Source organism: Sphingopyxis sp. OPL5 (assembly GCF_003797775.2).
GTDB lineage: Bacteria > Pseudomonadota > Alphaproteobacteria > Sphingomonadales > Sphingomonadaceae > Sphingopyxis.
The window spans coordinates 4,414,766-4,430,839 of sequence record NZ_CP060725.1 but is presented as its reverse complement, the minus strand read 5'-3'; the positions used below and the strand labels follow the sequence as shown (position 1 = coordinate 4,430,839).

The 16,074-nt window shown below is 64.6% G+C and carries 14 protein-coding genes and 1 pseudogene; 7 read left to right on the top strand and 8 right to left on the bottom strand.

Translation table 11 applies throughout. From position 1 onward, the window contains the following. Positions 1 to 78: 78 nt before the first annotated feature. Positions 79 to 1,005 (top strand): LysR family transcriptional regulator, encoded by a 927-nt coding sequence (locus tag EEB18_RS21315; RefSeq protein ID WP_187140699.1) that lies wholly within the window; start codon positions 79 to 81, stop codon positions 1,003 to 1,005. 70 nt (positions 1,006 to 1,075) lie between these two features. On the opposite strand, the pseudogene EEB18_RS22805 reads toward EEB18_RS21315, so the two are convergent. Both EEB18_RS22805 and EEB18_RS21305 read right to left on the bottom strand, forming a co-directional pair. Continuing rightward, a pseudogene (locus EEB18_RS22805) lies at positions 1,076 to 1,437 on the bottom strand (transposase); the annotation flags it as partial. Positions 1,438 to 2,018: 581 nt separating this feature from the next. After that, the gene (locus tag EEB18_RS21305) at positions 2,019 to 2,873 is read right to left on the bottom strand and encodes a class I SAM-dependent methyltransferase (protein ID WP_187140697.1); all 855 of its coding nucleotides are present in this window, start codon (positions 2,871 to 2,873) and stop codon (positions 2,019 to 2,021) included. A 147-nt stretch (positions 2,874 to 3,020) separates the two neighbouring features. Between EEB18_RS21305 and EEB18_RS21300 the strand changes: the two genes are divergently transcribed. The 4 genes from EEB18_RS21300 to EEB18_RS21285 all read left to right on the top strand — a co-directional run bounded on the left by EEB18_RS21300 (position 3,021) and on the right by EEB18_RS21285 (position 7,589). Next, positions 3,021 to 3,992 carry a glucokinase gene (locus EEB18_RS21300; RefSeq protein ID WP_187140696.1) on the top strand — a complete coding sequence of 324 codons (972 nt, stop codon included), beginning with the start codon at positions 3,021 to 3,023 and terminating at the stop codon, positions 3,990 to 3,992. Between the two features lie 76 nt (positions 3,993 to 4,068). Continuing rightward, a complete protein-coding gene (locus EEB18_RS21295; protein ID WP_187140695.1) occupies positions 4,069 to 5,010 on the top strand; it encodes a DUF808 domain-containing protein in 942 nt (313 codons plus the stop codon). Between the two features lie 45 nt (positions 5,011 to 5,055). Continuing rightward, positions 5,056 to 6,372 (top strand): aspartate aminotransferase family protein, encoded by a 1,317-nt coding sequence (locus EEB18_RS21290; protein ID WP_187140694.1) that lies wholly within the window; start codon positions 5,056 to 5,058, stop codon positions 6,370 to 6,372. A gap of 113 nt (positions 6,373 to 6,485) precedes the next feature. After that, the gene (locus EEB18_RS21285; RefSeq protein ID WP_056347953.1) at positions 6,486 to 7,589 is read left to right on the top strand and encodes a choice-of-anchor A family protein; all 1,104 of its coding nucleotides are present in this window, start codon (positions 6,486 to 6,488) and stop codon (positions 7,587 to 7,589) included. Here EEB18_RS21285 and EEB18_RS21280 read toward each other — a convergent pair. After that, complete coding sequence (locus tag EEB18_RS21280; RefSeq protein ID WP_187140693.1) at positions 7,586 to 8,821, bottom strand: ATP-binding protein; 1,236 nt, start codon at positions 8,819 to 8,821, stop codon at positions 7,586 to 7,588. The genes EEB18_RS21285 and EEB18_RS21280 overlap by 4 nt on opposite strands. A gap of 149 nt (positions 8,822 to 8,970) precedes the next feature. On the opposite strand from EEB18_RS21280, the gene EEB18_RS21275 reads away from it, so the two are divergent. Next, positions 8,971 to 9,396: a hypothetical protein gene (locus EEB18_RS21275; protein ID WP_056348531.1), complete on the top strand. Its 426-nt coding sequence runs from the start codon at positions 8,971 to 8,973 to the stop codon at positions 9,394 to 9,396. Positions 9,397 to 9,457: 61 nt separating this feature from the next. Next, positions 9,458 to 10,459 (top strand): fumarylacetoacetate hydrolase family protein, encoded by a 1,002-nt coding sequence (locus tag EEB18_RS21270; protein WP_056347949.1) that lies wholly within the window; start codon positions 9,458 to 9,460, stop codon positions 10,457 to 10,459. Between the two features lie 41 nt (positions 10,460 to 10,500). Here EEB18_RS21270 and EEB18_RS21265 read toward each other — a convergent pair whose 3' ends face one another. The 5 genes from EEB18_RS21265 to EEB18_RS21245 form a co-directional block, all read right to left on the bottom strand. After that, positions 10,501 to 11,469: a type II secretion system F family protein gene (locus EEB18_RS21265; RefSeq protein ID WP_410468139.1), complete on the bottom strand. Its 969-nt coding sequence runs from the start codon at positions 11,467 to 11,469 to the stop codon at positions 10,501 to 10,503. A gap of 69 nt (positions 11,470 to 11,538) precedes the next feature. Continuing rightward, positions 11,539 to 12,507, bottom strand: a complete 969-nt coding sequence (locus tag EEB18_RS21260; RefSeq protein WP_187140691.1) for a type II secretion system F family protein — start codon at positions 12,505 to 12,507, stop codon at positions 11,539 to 11,541. Positions 12,508 to 12,573: 66 nt separating this feature from the next. Continuing rightward, positions 12,574 to 13,851, bottom strand: a complete 1,278-nt coding sequence (locus EEB18_RS21255; protein WP_187140690.1) for a P-loop NTPase — start codon at positions 13,849 to 13,851, stop codon at positions 12,574 to 12,576. Continuing rightward, on the bottom strand, positions 13,848 to 14,492 hold the full coding sequence (locus tag EEB18_RS21250) for a CpaD family pilus assembly protein (RefSeq protein WP_187140689.1): 645 nt from the start codon (positions 14,490 to 14,492) through the stop codon (positions 13,848 to 13,850). Before EEB18_RS21250 ends, EEB18_RS21255 begins: the two co-directional genes overlap by 4 nt. Positions 14,493 to 14,517: 25 nt before the next feature. Further along, positions 14,518 to 16,074, bottom strand: a complete 1,557-nt coding sequence (locus EEB18_RS21245; protein WP_187140688.1) for a type II and III secretion system protein family protein — start codon at positions 16,072 to 16,074, stop codon at positions 14,518 to 14,520.

Sequence of the window (16,074 nt, the reverse complement as noted above, 5' to 3'; positions counted from 1 at the left end):
GTTGAAAGCAGAGTGCAATATCTGCATCGTTCTGATAATCTGGTATTCTTTGATTTCACTGTTCTGATTGGGTGAACGATGCCACTGCGCAACCTCTACAGAATGGCGGTTTTCGCCAAGATCGTCGAGAAGGGCAGCTTTTCCGAGGCAGCGCGCGCGCTTGGCATCGCAAAGTCGGCCGTCAGCCAGCATCTGACTTCGCTTGAGGAATCGCTCGACGTAACCCTGATGATTCGCACCACGCGGTCACTGGCCCTAACCGATGAGGGGCTCGAATATTATGAGAGCTGCGCGCGCATCGTCGCCGAAGCCGAACGCGCCCAGCAGGGCGTGGAGCGCACGCGGGAGAGCGAAAAGGGTAAGGTTCGGCTGACCTGCTCCTATAATTTGGGCCTGAATTTCGTGGTGCCCGCTATGGCGGAGTTCCGCACATTGCATCCCAACATCGAACTGGATCTGATCCTCGAGGATCGGATCCTCAACATCGTCGATGAGGGTATCGACCTCTCGCTCAGATCAGGCTGGCTTACCGACAGTGCGCTGTTCGCCGTGACGCTGGCGCCGATGGAGATGGTTCTGTGTGCCAGCGAGTCCTATCTGGCCGAACATGGTTGCCCGACCCGCCCTTCAGAGCTGGCGGCCCATAGCTGGGTCGGGATTTCCGGCGTGTTCAATCCGGATCGGGTGTCACTTGAGACCGATACGGGGAAAACCGAGACTGTAAACCTTACCACACCTCTACGGGTCAACAGCGGCATGGCGGCGCGCTTTCTCATTCAGGGCGGTGCCGGTATCGGCATGCTTCCGAACTACGCTATTCAGGAAGCTCTTCGCTCAGGCGATATCGTGCGCATCATGTCGGAATGGCGATCCAAGCGCGGAACGATCTCGGCCCTGTTTCCTTCGAAGCATCACATGTCGAAACGCAGCCGCGCATTGATCGAGTTCCTGCGAACGCAGCTTCAAGAAACATTGAACCTCAACGCCGGCAGCTCCAAGCCGTAAAAGGTAAAATCCTAGTGGTTTCTGACTTTTTTTAATCGTCGGGATTGCGAGCAGTGTTAGCCAGAGGTAGTTATGAATATCTGGCGAGCGCCGCGACTTGTCTGATCATGATGGCGCTGAAAGCGACGTCATGTGGCCCTACGAGTGTTTGCGCATATCATTCGTAGTACTTGACCGGCCTGCAGAAGTTGGTGCCCATGCGAAGGAGCGTTCGACCACCCACCGGCGAGGCGGGAGAACGAAGCCGCGCTTTGCCTCGGGCAATTTGACGACTTCTAGGGTGATGCCGTGCTGTTGGGCGGCCTGTGCGGCATGGTCGCCGGTATAGCCTTGGTCGATCCAGGCGATCTCAACGCTGTCGCCGGTGACGGCCTGAACGGTCCGAGTGAGTGCCTCGACCTCGCCGCGATTCTCCGCGCTGGCCGGCGTGACACTGCGACGCGAGCAGGTGACCTCGAACGCCGAAGTCCGATCAGGTTGCTGCCGGATCGCGAGCCGGCAACGGCTGGAGCTTGGGTGACGGACCAGCCGCAAATCAGCGTGGTCGATCGAGACTGCGGGGGCGCCTATTCGTGGACAGCGGCAAGACCTTGCCGCGACAGCCTCCGCATCCTTGCCGACCGGTGTCGCTCGCGACATTGTAGCTGTTCGTGCCGCTATCATAGCGCGGTGACGTCGGTGACGTTGGCAATCGACGGTACACGGCGGTCTACGGCGGCTCTAGCGTAGTAGCAGTTGCGACTGATATTCGTCCCATTTATCCACGCTGGGGCGCCATTTCCTTCATCGCAGATATGAAAGCGGCTTGGTGCCGCTTCGGCAGCTTGGCCGCGAGGCCCGATGCAAGTGGATGAATACCCCGGGCAGTACGTCCGAAACGTCTCGCGGTTGCTGATCACGGGGCCTGTATACCCCCCAGGCAGACGTCCGTGGTCGCTCCCGTGATCGTTCCCTATCATAGCGCGATTCGCGGCCGACGGACAGCGTTGTCGTCTCTCCGTTCGTCGCGCTTTTTAACTATTTTTTGCGGTCACGATCCACGCTGCGCCGTTGATAAGTACCGATGATTCGCCGGGTTGCCGGGCGAAGGTTGCGCGCACCGCATCGGCGGCTTTTGCCCGGATATCATCGGGTTGATCGGTGAGTGCGCGCGACAGCGGTCCGACCGCCGACGCCAGCAGCACGGCATCGTCGATCGCCGCCGCGCGCGTCGCGCCATGGCCATAGGGAATGACCGTATCGAACGGGGCGATTGCGATGTCCGCAAACCCCGCGGCCGCGAGGATGTCCTCGATTCGCGCGCGGTCGGCGAAGGCGAATGGGCCGGGGGCCAGTGGATCGGTCACAGGCGGCGTAACCAGATCGCGGATCGCCGTCATCGGCAGGCGCACCCAGTCGTTCTCCGCCGGTGTGCGCCAGCAGGCGAAAGCCAACCGCCCACCGGGTTTCAGGGCGCCCCGCATGTGGTCGAAGGCCGCGACCGGATCGTCGAAGAACATCACCCCGAAACGCGAAAACAGCAGGTCGGCCGCCGCCGGTTCCCACGCCGCGGTGGCGGCATCGGCGAGCCGGAATGCGACCGGCGCATCGGCCGGGGCATCGGCGCTGGCGCGGGCGATCAACTGCGGAGAAATATCGACGCCGAGTACATGGCCTTCGGACCCCGTCCGCGCCGCCAGGGCAAAGCTCGTCGCGCCCGCGCCGCATCCGATGTCGAGGATATGGTCGCCGGGTGCGACATCGGCGGCGGCGATTGCGGCATCGCCGAACGCCGCGAGCATCAGGTCGAGTCGCTGTTGGTGGAGGACCCAGTTGTCGCCGCTTGCGCCGGTCCATTCATGCGTACGGGATGGTGCGGCGCTGCTCATGACGATGCTCCTTATTGCGATCTATTCGCAAGTATCGGATATCCGTCGCCGGGACAAGTCCTGCGCATAGCTATGCCCTGTTGCCAGCCGCCGGGTCATGCGACAGTCTTGCGGCCAGATTATCGCGGGATGCCGTCAGGGAGAGATATGAGCGAGTCCATCGTCACGGTCGATATCGGCGGCACCCACGCGCGCTTCGCGATCGCCGAGATTGCGGATGGCCGTGTCCTGTCGCTCGGTGAAGCGACGACCTTGCACACCAAGGACCATGCCAGCTTCCAGACCGCGTGGGAGGATTTCGGCCGCCAGCAGGGCGGAGTCCTGCCGCGCGGCATCGCGATCGCGATCGCCGGGCCGACGCGCGGTGAGGTGATCCGCTTCACCAACAACCCGTGGATTATCCGCCCCGCGCTGATCGGCGAAAAGCTCAACGTCGACCGCTATGTGCTGGTCAATGATTTCGAGGCGGTCGGCCATGCCGTGGCGCAGGCCGATAGCGGCTATTTCGAGACGCTCTGCGGCCCCGAAACGCCGCTTCCCGAAACCGGCACGATCAGCGTCATCGGACCCGGCACGGGTCTCGGCGTCGCGCACATCTGGCGCGACGGCACCGACTATCGTGTCCAGGCGACCGAGGGCGGCCATATCGACTTCGCGCCGCTCGACAGCATCGAGGACGCGATCCTCGCGCGGCTGCGCAAACGCCATCGCCGCGTATCGATCGAACGCATCGTCTCGGGACCCGGCATCGTTGACATATACGAGACGCTCGCAGCGATGGAGGGGCGCGCGGTGACCCCGCTCGACGACCGCACGATCTGGACCAACGGCACCAGCGGCACCGACAGCCTCGCCGCCGCGGCGATCGACCGCTTCTGCCTGTCGCTCGGCAGCGTGTCGGGCGACCTCGCGCTGGCGCAGGGGGCGAGCGGCGTGGTGATCGCGGGTGGCCTCGGCCTCCGGATCAAGGACAGCCTGATCAAATCGGGCTTCCCCGAACGGTTCGTCGAAAAGGGCCGGTTCGAGGGTTTTATGGCCGCCTTGCCGGTGAAGCTGATCACCCACCCACAGCCCGGATTGTTCGGCGCGGCGGCCGCCTTTGCGCGCCAGCATCTCTGACGCGGCGCAACATCCCCTTTCGCATGGCGCTCCGGCTCGATAGAGCGGGGGAAACTGCCACGGGGATCAAGCTTATATGCCTTCAGGACTTTTCGCGCTGCTCGACGATGTGGCGACCATCGCCAAGGTGGCGGCGGCGAGCATCGACGATATCGGCGCCGCGGCGTCCAAGGCAGGGGTGAAGGCCGCCGGGGTGGTGATCGACGACACCGCGGTAACCCCGCGCTATCTGACCGGTTTCACGCCCAACCGCGAACTGCCGATCATCTGGCGGATCGCCAAGGGGTCGATCAAGAACAAGCTGATCTTCATCCTTCCGGTGCTGCTGTTGCTGTCGGCGCTCGCGCAATGGGCGATCACCCCGATCCTGATGGTCGGCGGTGCCTATCTCTGCTTCGAGGGCGCAGAGAAGGTCTGGCACAGCCTGACCGCCAAGGATCATCCGCTCGAGGAAGATGTCGCGCTGGTCGCCGACAAGAATCACGAGGAAGAAATGGTGTCGGGGGCGATCCGCACCGATTTCATCCTGTCGGGCGAAATCATGGTGATCGCGCTCAATGAAGTGCTGACCGAGCCGCTCGGTATGCGCGCCGCGACGCTCGCGGTCGTCGCGATCGTCATCACGATCGCGGTGTACGGCGTCGTCGGGCTGATCGTGAAGATGGACGATATCGGGCTGCATATGAGCAAGGGCGGCACCGGCGCCGGCCGCGCGATTGGGCGCGGGCTGGTCACGGCGATGCCGAAGCTGCTCGCGGCGCTGGCGACGATCGGCACCGCGGCGATGCTGTGGGTTGGCGGCCAGATCGTGCTGCACGGGCTGCACGACCTGCATCTGGCCAACCTGTCCGAACCGCTCGAACATTTTGCGGAGGCTGTCGGCGGCGGCTTGCCGGTCGCGGGCCTGTGGGAATGGTTGATCAACGCCGGCGGGGCGGGCATCTTCGGCCTGTTGCTTGGCGGGATCATCGTCGGTGCGCTCCATCTGCTGCCGGGCCGCAAGAAGGCGGCGCACTGACTTCTCCCCTCCCGTTCAGGGGAGGGGGGCTTTAAGGAGGCGACAATGCACCGCGAAAACGATCCCCTCGCCGCCTTCTGGATGCCCTTCACCGCGAACAAGGCATATAAAACAAACCCGCGCCAACTCGTCTCGGCGAGCGGTATGTATTACCAAAGCGCCGACGGCCGGCAGATCCTCGACGGCACCGCGGGGCTATGGTGCTGCAACGCCGGCCATTGCCGGCCCGAGATCGCCGAGGCGATCGCGCAAACCGCGCGGACCCTCGATTTCGCGCCGACCTTCCAACTCGGCCATCCACTCGTTTTCGAACTCGCCAGCCGGGTCGCGGCGTTGATGCCCGATGGTCTCGACCGCATATTCTTTACCAACAGCGGCAGCGAATCGGTTGATACGGCGCTGAAAATTGCGCTCGCGGTGCAGCGTGCGCGCGGGCAGGGGAGCCGGACGCGGCTGATCGGGCGCGAGCGCGGCTATCATGGCACCGGCTTTGGCGGGATCAGCGTCGGCGGCATCGGCAACAACCGTCGCGCCTTCGGCCCCGGCCTGCCCGGCGCCGACCATATCCGCCACACCCACGGCGTTCCCGGCAACGCCTTCGCGCGCGGCTTCCCGCCGCAGGGCGCCGAACTCGCCGACGACCTGCAGCGCCTCGTCGACCTCCACGGCGCCGAAACGATCGCGGCGGTGATCGTCGAGCCGATGGCGGGTTCGACCGGGGTGCTGATCCCGCCAGTCGGCTATCTGCAGCGCCTCCGCGAAATCTGCGACCGCCACGGCATATTGCTGATCTTCGACGAGGTGATCACCGCCTTCGGCCGCGTCGGCGCCGCCACCGCGGCCGAGGCGTGGGGCGTCACCCCCGACATCCTGACCATGGCCAAGGGGCTGACCAACGCTGCGGTCCCGATGGGCGCGGTCGCGGTGAAGCGCGACCTTCACGACGCCGTGATCGACAGCGTCCCGGGCGGGATCGAGCTGTTCCACGGCTACACCTATTCGGGCCATCCGCTCGCCAGCGCGGCGGGGCTGGCGACGCTCGACCTCTACGCCCGCGACGGCCTGTTCGACCGCGCCGCCGACCTCGCCGCTTATTGGGACGAGGCTGCCCACAGCCTGAAGGGTCGGCGGCATGTCATCGACATTCGCACCATCGGCCTCGTCGCCGGTATCGAACTCGAACCCCGCCCCGGCGCGCCGACCGCGCGGGCGACCGAGCTGTTCCATGCCTGCTTCGACGACGGCCTGCTCGTCCGCGCCACCGGCGACATCATCGCGCTGTCGCCGCCGCTGATCGTCGAGAAAGTGCAGATCGACCAGATGTTCGCCAAACTCGGTGACGTGCTAGCGGTGATAGATTGAGGGGCGAGCGTCCCGAAACGGCACAACGGCTCGTCGCCTCCTTCTACAAAATCAGACCGAAAATTGCTAGGGGCGCCGCCTCTCCTGCTCCTGAAAATCTGGAATCTTCACCCGTGTTCATCGCTTTCCGTTCGCTCGCCCCGCTCGCCCTGGTCGCGGCGCTCCCCCTTGCTCCCGCCGTCGCGCAGTCGACGACGGCGGTTACAGGCCTCGATGCGCTGCGCGAGTGGAACCTAGTGGTGCTGGGCGACCTGCAATCCTCGTCCGAAGTCGAGGGCCGGACCTTCGTCGGCGGCAATCTGACCGGAAACTCGTCCAACTACAGCATCCGTCCGCTCGGTACTTCACCCACCGGACAGCCGGGACTGACCGTTGTGGGCGACGTCAACGGCGGGCACAAGAATCTAAACAATGGCGGCGGCGCGATCGTCGGCGGCAACGTCAACAGTGGCTTCAACCTCAACGGCGCTGCGCAGACGGTGAAGGTGGGTGGCACGATCAGCAATACCAATGTCAACCAGAACACGGTGGTGTCCAACCTCGGCACCAGCAACCCGTCGTTCGTGTCTGGTTTGCAAAATCAGAAAAGCCAGCTCGGCAGCAGCCTGACCAGCCTGTCCTATGACATGGGCACGCTGACCGCGAACAGCCAACTGGTCATCCAGGGCAATCGCGGCACGTTCAATGCCCAGCCGGATGCGAACGGCACGGCGATATTCAACATCAGTTCGGCCGATCTCGACCGGATCGGCGAGATCCAGTTCAACCTGAACGGGGCAAACACAGCGATCGTCAACGTCAGCGGCCGTTCGGTCAGCCTCAACGACAATTTCCTCGGCGGCACGAACAACCTTGGCGAGCATTTGATCTGGAATTTTCATCAGGCGGAGGACCTGAACCTGACCACCGCCTGGGGCGGTTCGGTGCTGGCGCCGCTTGCCGACGCGCAGACCGCAAATTACATTCAGGGTTCGGCGGTGTTCCGCAATCTCAACCAGAATGGCGAGATGCATACCGGCACCTACAACGGCGGCAATATCGGCTCGCCGGGCGGTGGATCGGGTTCGTCGGGCGGAAGTTCGTCGGGTGGCGGTTCGAGTTCGGGCGGCGCGACGCCGGTGCCCGAACCGGGGATGTTCGGTCTCTTCGGTCTCGGCGTCGGCGGCCTCCTCTATTGGCGTCGCCGGAACGCGAAAAAGGCAGGTCGCGAAGGCTAAGCTCCGCTCGCCAACGGAAAGGCCACCGACACCCGCGTTCCCTTGCCGACGTCGCTTTCGATATCGAGCTGTCCCTGATGGCGCTCGCTGATATGCTTGACGATCGCCAGCCCAAGCCCCGTTCCGCCGACCGAGCGGCTGCGCGCCTCGTCGACGCGATAGAAACGTTCAGTCAGGCGGGGGAGGTGGTCGGCGGCGATGCCGTCGCCTTCGTCGCGCACAGACAGCCGCGCGCGCTGGCCTTCGCGGATCAGTTCGACCGTCACCGGGGTGTCGGCGCGGCCATATTTCATCGCGTTCGAGATGATGTTGTGCGCCAGTTGGCCAAGTTGCGCCTCGTCGCCGAGCATCGGCAGCGGCATATCGTCGAAGACCGCGACGATATCGCGGGCGCGCGGCCTTTCGCTGTCTCGCAGCTGGGCGATCGTCGTGCGCACGATCGAGGTCAGATCGACCGGGGTGGTGGGGCGCCGGAACCGGTCGGCCTCGACCCGCGAGATCGACAAAAGGTCGATGACGAGTTGCTGCATCCGCCGCGCCTCGCGCTCGATGATCGACAGGAAGCGGTGGCGGGTCGCGGTGTCGGCGTCGCCGTTCATGTCCTGTAGCGTCTCGACATAGCCGAGGATCGCGGCGAGCGGCGTGCGCAGTTCGTGGCTTGCGTTGGCGACGAAGTCCGACCGCATCCGGTCGGCGGCGTCGATCGCGGCGCGGTCGGCGAGGAAGATGATCTTCTGCCCGCCCGACAGCGCCGCGATGCGCATCGTCCAGCGCTGGCCCGGACGCGGGAAATCGACGAGGTTGATCGGTTCCGGCGTCGCGGGCGCGTCGATCCCCGACAGCCATTCGGTCGCGGCGGGGTGTCGGATCGCGGTGCGCACGTCGGCGCCGACGATGTGGCGGCCGAGCAGGCGGATAGCGGCGTCGTTGGCGAGGGTGACGATATTGTCATCGCAGCCGAGCAGGGGTTCCTTTTCCTGGTCGGCCCACAGTGCGAAATCGGGATGGCGGAGCAGCGACGCCGGCGGCGGGGCGGGGGACGGCGCTGTGCCGGCGCGGTTCTCGGCCATCACGGGGCTGGGCAGCGCCGAATAGACGAGCGCGGCGGCGGCGACGCCCGCAGCGGCCAGTATCGCGATCGCCAATGCGTCGCCGCCGGCCAGCGCGGCAAGGATGACCGCGATGGCGACCAGGGTCAGCGCCACGACGAGGCTGGAGAGGCGGTCGAACATCGGCGCTCGGCCTCGCACGAAGCGGGGGCGCGGCGCAAGCGGCTTTGCAGCCATTAACGCCTTGTCGCCAAATGTCCCGAAACGGGAAGTGGCGGCGCACATGCGGTCTTTTGCTTTTCCCCGCGTCGTCCATGGTTTATGCGCCGATCATGGAACAGCAGGATCAGCCGAATGGCGCGGGGGCGCCCAATTCCGATGAAGCCATGGAAGCCGTTCCGTCGCGGCGCCGGATGCTCGCGCTCGGCGCGGTCGGCGTGTCGGCGGCACTGACGATACGTCCCGCCTTTGCTCAGACCGCGGTATCGGTGATGAATTGCCAGATCCCGGTGCCCGACGTGTCGGGTGCGGGCAAATATATCGACGGCAGGGGCAATCTGGTCGCCGCGGGCACCAAGGGTGCGTTTCCCGGCTCGCCGCGGCCGTTCACCGGCGAAGAGGTGAAGCGCGCCTTTCGCGGCCAGACGCTGCCGGGCACGACCTCCAGCCAGTCGCAGGCCTATCTGGAATATATCCGGCGCTTGCGGGCGGGGCAGAGCGGGTTTACCTGTTTCGCCTCGATCACGATGCAACGCTGATCATCGCTTCCTTGGTTGGCGATGACGGTTCCCCCCGCATCGCCAGACAAAGGAAATCCGCTTGAAACTAGCCTCGCTGAAGAAGGGTCGCGACGGGCGGCTGGTCGTCGTTTCGGACGATCTCGCCTGGTATGCCGACGCTGGCCAGATCGTCCCGACGATGCAGGCGGCGCTCGACAATTGGGCTTATGCGGCCCCCCGCCTCGCAGCGCTGGCCGAGGATCTCAACCATGATGCGATCCCCAAGGATCGGTTTCACGAGCGCGACGCGGCATCGCCGCTGCCACGCGCCTATCAATGGGCCGACGGCAGCGCCTATGTGAACCACGTCGCGCTGGTGCGCCGGGCGCGCGGCGCCGAAATGCCCGACAGCTTCTGGCACGATCCGCTGATGTATCAGGGCGGCAGCGACGCCTTTCTCGCGCCGCGCGACCCGATCCCGCTCGGCGATCCCGCGTGGGGCTGCGACATGGAGGCCGAGGTCGTCGTGGTCACCGGCGACGTGCCCGCCGGTACCGACGCGGTCGCGGCGCGCGGCCATATCCTGCTCGTCGGGCTGACCAACGACGTGTCGCTGCGCGGGCTGATTCCGGCCGAACTCGGCAAGGGCTTCGGTTTCTTCCAGTCGAAACCCTCAAGCGCGATGTCGCCGGTGTTCGTCACCCCCGACGCGCTTGGCGAGCGGTTCCGCGATGGCAAGCTTCACGGCACCCTGTGCGTTGACCTCAACGGCCAGCCGCTCGGCCGTGCCGATGCCGGGGTCGACATGACTTTCGATTTTGGTGCGCTGATCGCGCATGCGGCGAAGACCCGCGACCTTGGCGCGGGTACGATCATCGGCTCGGGCACGGTGTCGAACCGCGATGCCGATGGCGGACCGGGCAAACCGATCGCGCAGGGCGGATTGGGCTATTGCTGCCTCGCCGAGGTGCGCACGGTCGAAACGATCCTAGAGGGCGAAGCGAAGACGCCTTTCATGCAGAAGGGCGATACGGTCCGCATCTGGATGGACGACGATCGCCACCACAGCATTTTCGGTGCAATCGAGCAGCAGGTCGGCTGATCTGGAGCAAATACCCCTCCCGCGCGGCGGGAGGGGCTTTGTCACATTCCGCTGAGCGCGTCCTTGAGCGAACAGGCGGCCGGGCCAAGGATCACGATGAACAGGCACGGCAGGATGAACAGGATCAGCGGCACCGTCATGATCGCGGGCAGGCGAGCGGCCTTTTCCTCGGCGCGCATCATGCGCTCGTTGCGGAATTCGGCCGACAGCACGCGCAGCGCGCTGGCGAGCGGCGTGCCGTATTTCTCGGTCTGGATCATGGTCGTGACCACGCCCTTCACCGAATCGAGATTGACGCGATAGGCAAGGTTCTCGAACGCTTGGCGGCGTTCGGTCAGGAAGCCGAGCTCGATTGAGGTCAGCGCGAACTCTTCGCCCAGTTCGGGATAGGCGCGGCCCAGTTCCTTGGACACGCGGCTGAAAGCGGAGTCGACGGTCAAACCCGCTTCGGCGCAGATGACGAGAAGGTCCAACGCGTCGGGCAGGCCCTTGCGGATCGCGTCGGTGCGCTTCGACCGCTTGTTCTCTACGAACAGGTCAGGGGCCTTGTAACCCAACAACAACGCCGCCATCGTCGCCCCCGACCGCTTAAACGGGGTCAGGTCGGGCCACATGTCGACGCCATAGATCAGGAATGCGACGAGTCCGCCGAACACGATGGGCAGGATCAGGCGGCCAAAGATAACCGCGACCGCGAGATCCTTTGACCGAATACCCGCCTGCGCCAGCTTCTGCTGCACATCCTTGATCTGGTCTTCCTGCAGCACCTGAAGCTTGCCGAGGAAGGTGCGCATCTTGTCAGCGGTCTGGTTTTTTCGGACAAGTTTCGCGCGGCGCTTCGCGGTCGACGCGGTGATACCGGCCTTGAGCTGTTCGCGGCGGTCGTTCAGCGCCTTGACGCGCTTCGCCATCGGATCGCGCACGGTCAGCGCGCCATAAAGCGCGATCAGTACTGCGCCGACGCCGACCGCAGCGAGCGTGGTCGCGACCCAGATGACATCGACGCCCATGATGGTCGGGCCGCTGGTCGAACCGGTGAACGAGGCGAGGAGCAGGGTGATGTTCATTCGTCGCGCCCCTTAGATTTCAAAACTGATCATGCGCGACATGATGAAGGCGCCGAGGCTCATCCATACCAGTCCGCCGAGTCCAGTGATGATCAGCCTTTCTTCGAAGAAGAAGCCCTGAAGATATTCGGGGTTCATCGAATAGACGATACCGAAGACGAAGAAGGGCAGCGCACCGACGATATAGGCCGACGCCTTGGCTTCCGACGACATCGCGCGAATCTTCAGCTTCATCTGCGCGCGCTTGCGGAGCACGTCGGAAAGGTTCGCGAGCGTTTCGGCGAGGTTGCCGCCCGTTTCGCGCTGAATTGCGATCGTGATGCAGAAGAACTGGAATTCCGGCGTGCCGAGCATCTCGGCCGATTCCTGCAAAGCCGCTTCCATCGTATTGCCGATGCGGATGCGTTCGACGACACCCTTGAACTCTTCGCCGACCGGGCCGGGCAATTCCTGGCTGACGACCTGGAAGGTCTCGGTCACGGGAAGGCCCGATTTCAGGCCACGGACGAGCAAGTCAATCGCGTCGGGAAAACGCGTGTTGAACTTGGCGACGCGCTTCTTGATCAGCCGGTTGATCACGAAATAGGGCAGGCCGAGCGCGGCGATCACGCCAATCAGGGCGGCTAGCGGGAACGGGCTGCGGATCAGCAACAGCAAGCCCGCAACGACGACGAACAGGGCCATCGACGCCATCATGTACTGGCTGACCGTCCAGCTCTTGCCGGTCCGGCGGAGCCGCTTTTCCATTTCTTCGCGGCGCGGCATGAAGCTGGAGAGGCTCTGACCGCCCCTGTTGCTTCCGGACTGGATCGTTTTGCGCATCTGCGCCGCGACCACCGCTTCGGTCGACGCGGCGTGGCGGTCCTTGACCATCGCCAGTCGCCGCGACTTCGCCTTGCCCATCGACGGGCCGCTGAACAGGACAAGCATGGTGAAGGCCAGAAAGGCGCCACCGATGATAAGGATGACTGACAGGTCCATAGTCGGTTTTCGTCCGCTTCTCGTCCCAAGGCCGGCTGGCGACCGGTCACCCGGCCGCCATCGTCCTTATTTTGCGCCCTTTTTGGCCATCATGCCGCCGATCCCGCCAAGCTTGCCAAGCAGCGAGGCGCCCGACTTGCCCTTGGCGGACGGTGCCACGGCCTCTTCGGCCTCGGTGTCCGCGCCATCGAGGATGAGCCGCATCAACTGGTTCCACACCGCGCTGGCCTTGGTGCCCTTGCAAATCTCGGCGTAGGATTTGCCAAGCTTTGCCGACTGGCTGACCAATTTGGGGTCGAACGGAATCACGATGTCGATCTGACGTTCGATCGACGATTCGAACTCCTTGCGCGACAGTTCGCCGATCGCGGTCTGGAACTTGTTGGCGACCAGGATGACGCGGGCACCCGGCACATTTTGCTTGAACCACGACAGGATGCGGATCGTGTCGCGCGCCGAGGCGAGCGTCACGTCGGCGACCAGCAGGATCGTTCCGACTTCCGACACCAGGTGCGGGAAGGGGATCAGCACGTGGCGCGGGATGTCGACGATCGTCATCTCGAATGCGTTGCGCAGCTCTTCTTCCAGCTGGAAAAAGGCCGAACCGTCGGTCATCACGGGCTGGTGGATCGGCGCTTCGGCCGACAGCAGGCTGAGCTTGTCCGATGCCCGCACCATCGCGCGTTCAATGAACAGACCGTCGATGCGGCTCGGATTGTCGATCGCGTCGATCAGCCCACGGCCCGGTTCGAGGTCGAGGGTCAGCGCGCCGGTCCCGAAATGGATGTCGAGGTCGAGCAACGCCGTCTGGCGACCGGCCTGTTCACTCATCGCCCAAGCGAGCGAGGTCGATACAAGCGAGGCGCCGACGCCGCCGCGAACGCCAACTACCGCCATCATGTGATGCGGCTTGTCGTCCATCATGTCGGCATGCTTCGGTGCGGACAGCATCGCCTGTGCCATCGTCAGCGATTCGCGGACCTGGTCGAGTGATAGCGGCTTGAGCAGATAGTCCTGGATTCCGCTCGACAGCAGGTCGCGATACAGGCGCACGTCGTTCACCTGGCCGGCGGCGATCACCACCGTACCGGGCTCGCAGACTTCGGCCAGCGCGTTGATGTCGTTGATCGGATCGCCCGATTCAGACATGTCGACGAACAGGATGTTCGGGCTCGCCGAGACCGACAGCGACTGGACCGCATTGCGCAGGCCGCCCTTGTTGCACTTCTCGATAGGCCAGCCCATGTCGTTGGCGGCCGCGCGGATCAACTCCAGCGTATCATCATCGCACACGAAGGCGTTGAAGGGTTCGCGCAGGCCGGCTGCTTTAAATGGCGCGTTCACTGATTGCCTCCCCCGCTGGTTGACGTCTGTTTGAGTTCGCCGGCGCCCGAGGGCGGCCTCTCGCGGTAGGTCTTGATCGCGCGCGTCGCCGACGCGGGATCCTGACGATCGTTGCTCGCGCCCTTGATCAGGTCGTTCGGATCGGCGACCATCGCGGCGAGGTTGCTGTTCGACGCGCAGCCATAGTTGGACGAGGTCGCGTTGTTGAAATTGATCGACGACTTGCTCGACCAATCGGGGCAACCCGGGACCGAAGCGGACGCACGGGTAACGACGACGCGCAGGCTGCCGGGCGCCACCGTGCCGGTCGTGACCGGAACGGCGTTGCTGAGCAACATGCCGCGGCGTTCGATCATCGCGCGGATCGACGCCTGGGCCGCGCTGGCGCCATAGGGCGAAGGGTCCTCGATCGAAATGCGATCACCATAGCGCACGCCCATCGCGTCGAGCCAGCCTTGCAGGCGCCCCTGTTCGCTTGGCGGTAATTCGCCGCCGCTGGTCGCGACATCGAACTGATAAATGCTGTTGCGGACGATCGGCTGATGGACCGAATCGAGACCTGTATTAGAATGGGCGCCGCCCGTGCAGCCGGCGAGCGTCGCGGCCATTGCGAGGGTCGTCCAAGTTGCGATCTTGTTCATAATCTTGCTCCTGAAAACCAGCGCGTCACTTGATGCTGAAGCCCGGCGACACATCGGCCCCGGCGCGCAGGCGATCGGCGTCGGCCGGCGAGGTGTCGAGGCGCGGCTTGGGGCGGTCGCCGCCGGTCACGCCGTTGCTCGTCTGGTTGATGAGCAGGCGCGCGGCATCGTTGGCATCCTGATAGGCGTCGGTGGGCAGCTTGATGTCGTTGGCCGAGACCGGCTGGACCAGATAGGGCGTCACGATGATGACCAGTTCGGTCTCGCCGCGGCGGAAGCTGTCCGATTTGAAGAGCATGCCGAGAAGCGGCACGTCGCCAAGCCCCGGCATCTTGTCGATGGCGCCGATCGAGCGATTGTTCATCAGCCCGGCGATCATGAAGCTTTCGCCCGACCCCAGTTCGACGGTCGTCTCGGCGCGGCGGACGGTCAGTGCCGGAACCTGGAAGCCCTGCAATTCGATCGCGCCCTCGGTCGACAGTTCCGACACTTCGGGGCGAACGCGCAGGCTGATTCTGCCGTTGGACAGGACCGTCGGCGTATAGGCCAGGCTGACGCCATATTTGCGATATTCGATCGTCGTGCCGGCGAAGTTGCCGGGGATCGGAACAGGGAATTCGCCGCCGGCGAGGAAGTCGGCGGTTTCACCCGAAATCGCGGTCAGGTTCGGCTGCGCCAGCGTCACGACCATGCCCGAACGCTCGCCCGCATCGAGCGAGGCGATCAGGTCGAGGCCGAACAGGCGACCCGCGCCGGCAAGGCTGCGGACGCCGGCTGGCGTGTTGATCGTGTATGTCTTGCCATAGGTGGTGCTGTTGAGCGGCTGCCCCGTGACCGGGTTATAGGGCGTTGGCACCGTGTTGGGGGGGAAGATCGCCGTCGGCGCCGTGGGATAGGCGATCTCGCCGGCCGAACGTCCACCGAAAACGCCGCCGAGGAAGCCGTTGCCGAGCGGGCCATCGCGGTCGCGGGTCAGCAGGTTGCCGCTGATTTCCTTGACGAGCGAGCGATTCACCTCCGCGATGCGGACCTGCAGATTGACCTGCAGCGGCGTCGCGGTGCGCAGGCGCGAGAGCACCTTGGTCTGGTCTCCGACGAAAGCCTGGACCAGCCGTTCGGCCTCGGCGGCATCGTCGGGCGAATGGACCGTGCCGGTGAGCAGAACGAAGCCGTTCATCGTGTTCGCAGAAATCGTCGCCTCGGGCATCGCCAGCGAAAGCATCTGGTCGATGGTCTCGATATTGTTGCCGACGCGCGCGACGGTCGAATAGACGACCCGGCCGCTGGCATCGGTGGCATAGATGCTCGTTTCGCCCGGCTTCTTGCCGAAGATGTAGAGCTGACGGCTCGAGCGGACCTGAACGTCGGCGACTTCGTCGTTGGCGACGAAAACGTCGGTCATCGCGGCGGGAAGGCTGATCAGCCGGCCGCGTCCCACCGACAGGTCGACGCTGCTGCTGGCATTCTGGACCGCTTGTGCCAACGCCTGGTGGGCGGGGGCCGTTACCAGCGTGGCTGCCACCAGGCCGATGGCCAGGGTGCGGGCCAGCGCCGCTGCCTTGAACTTGGGTTTGCTGCTCAT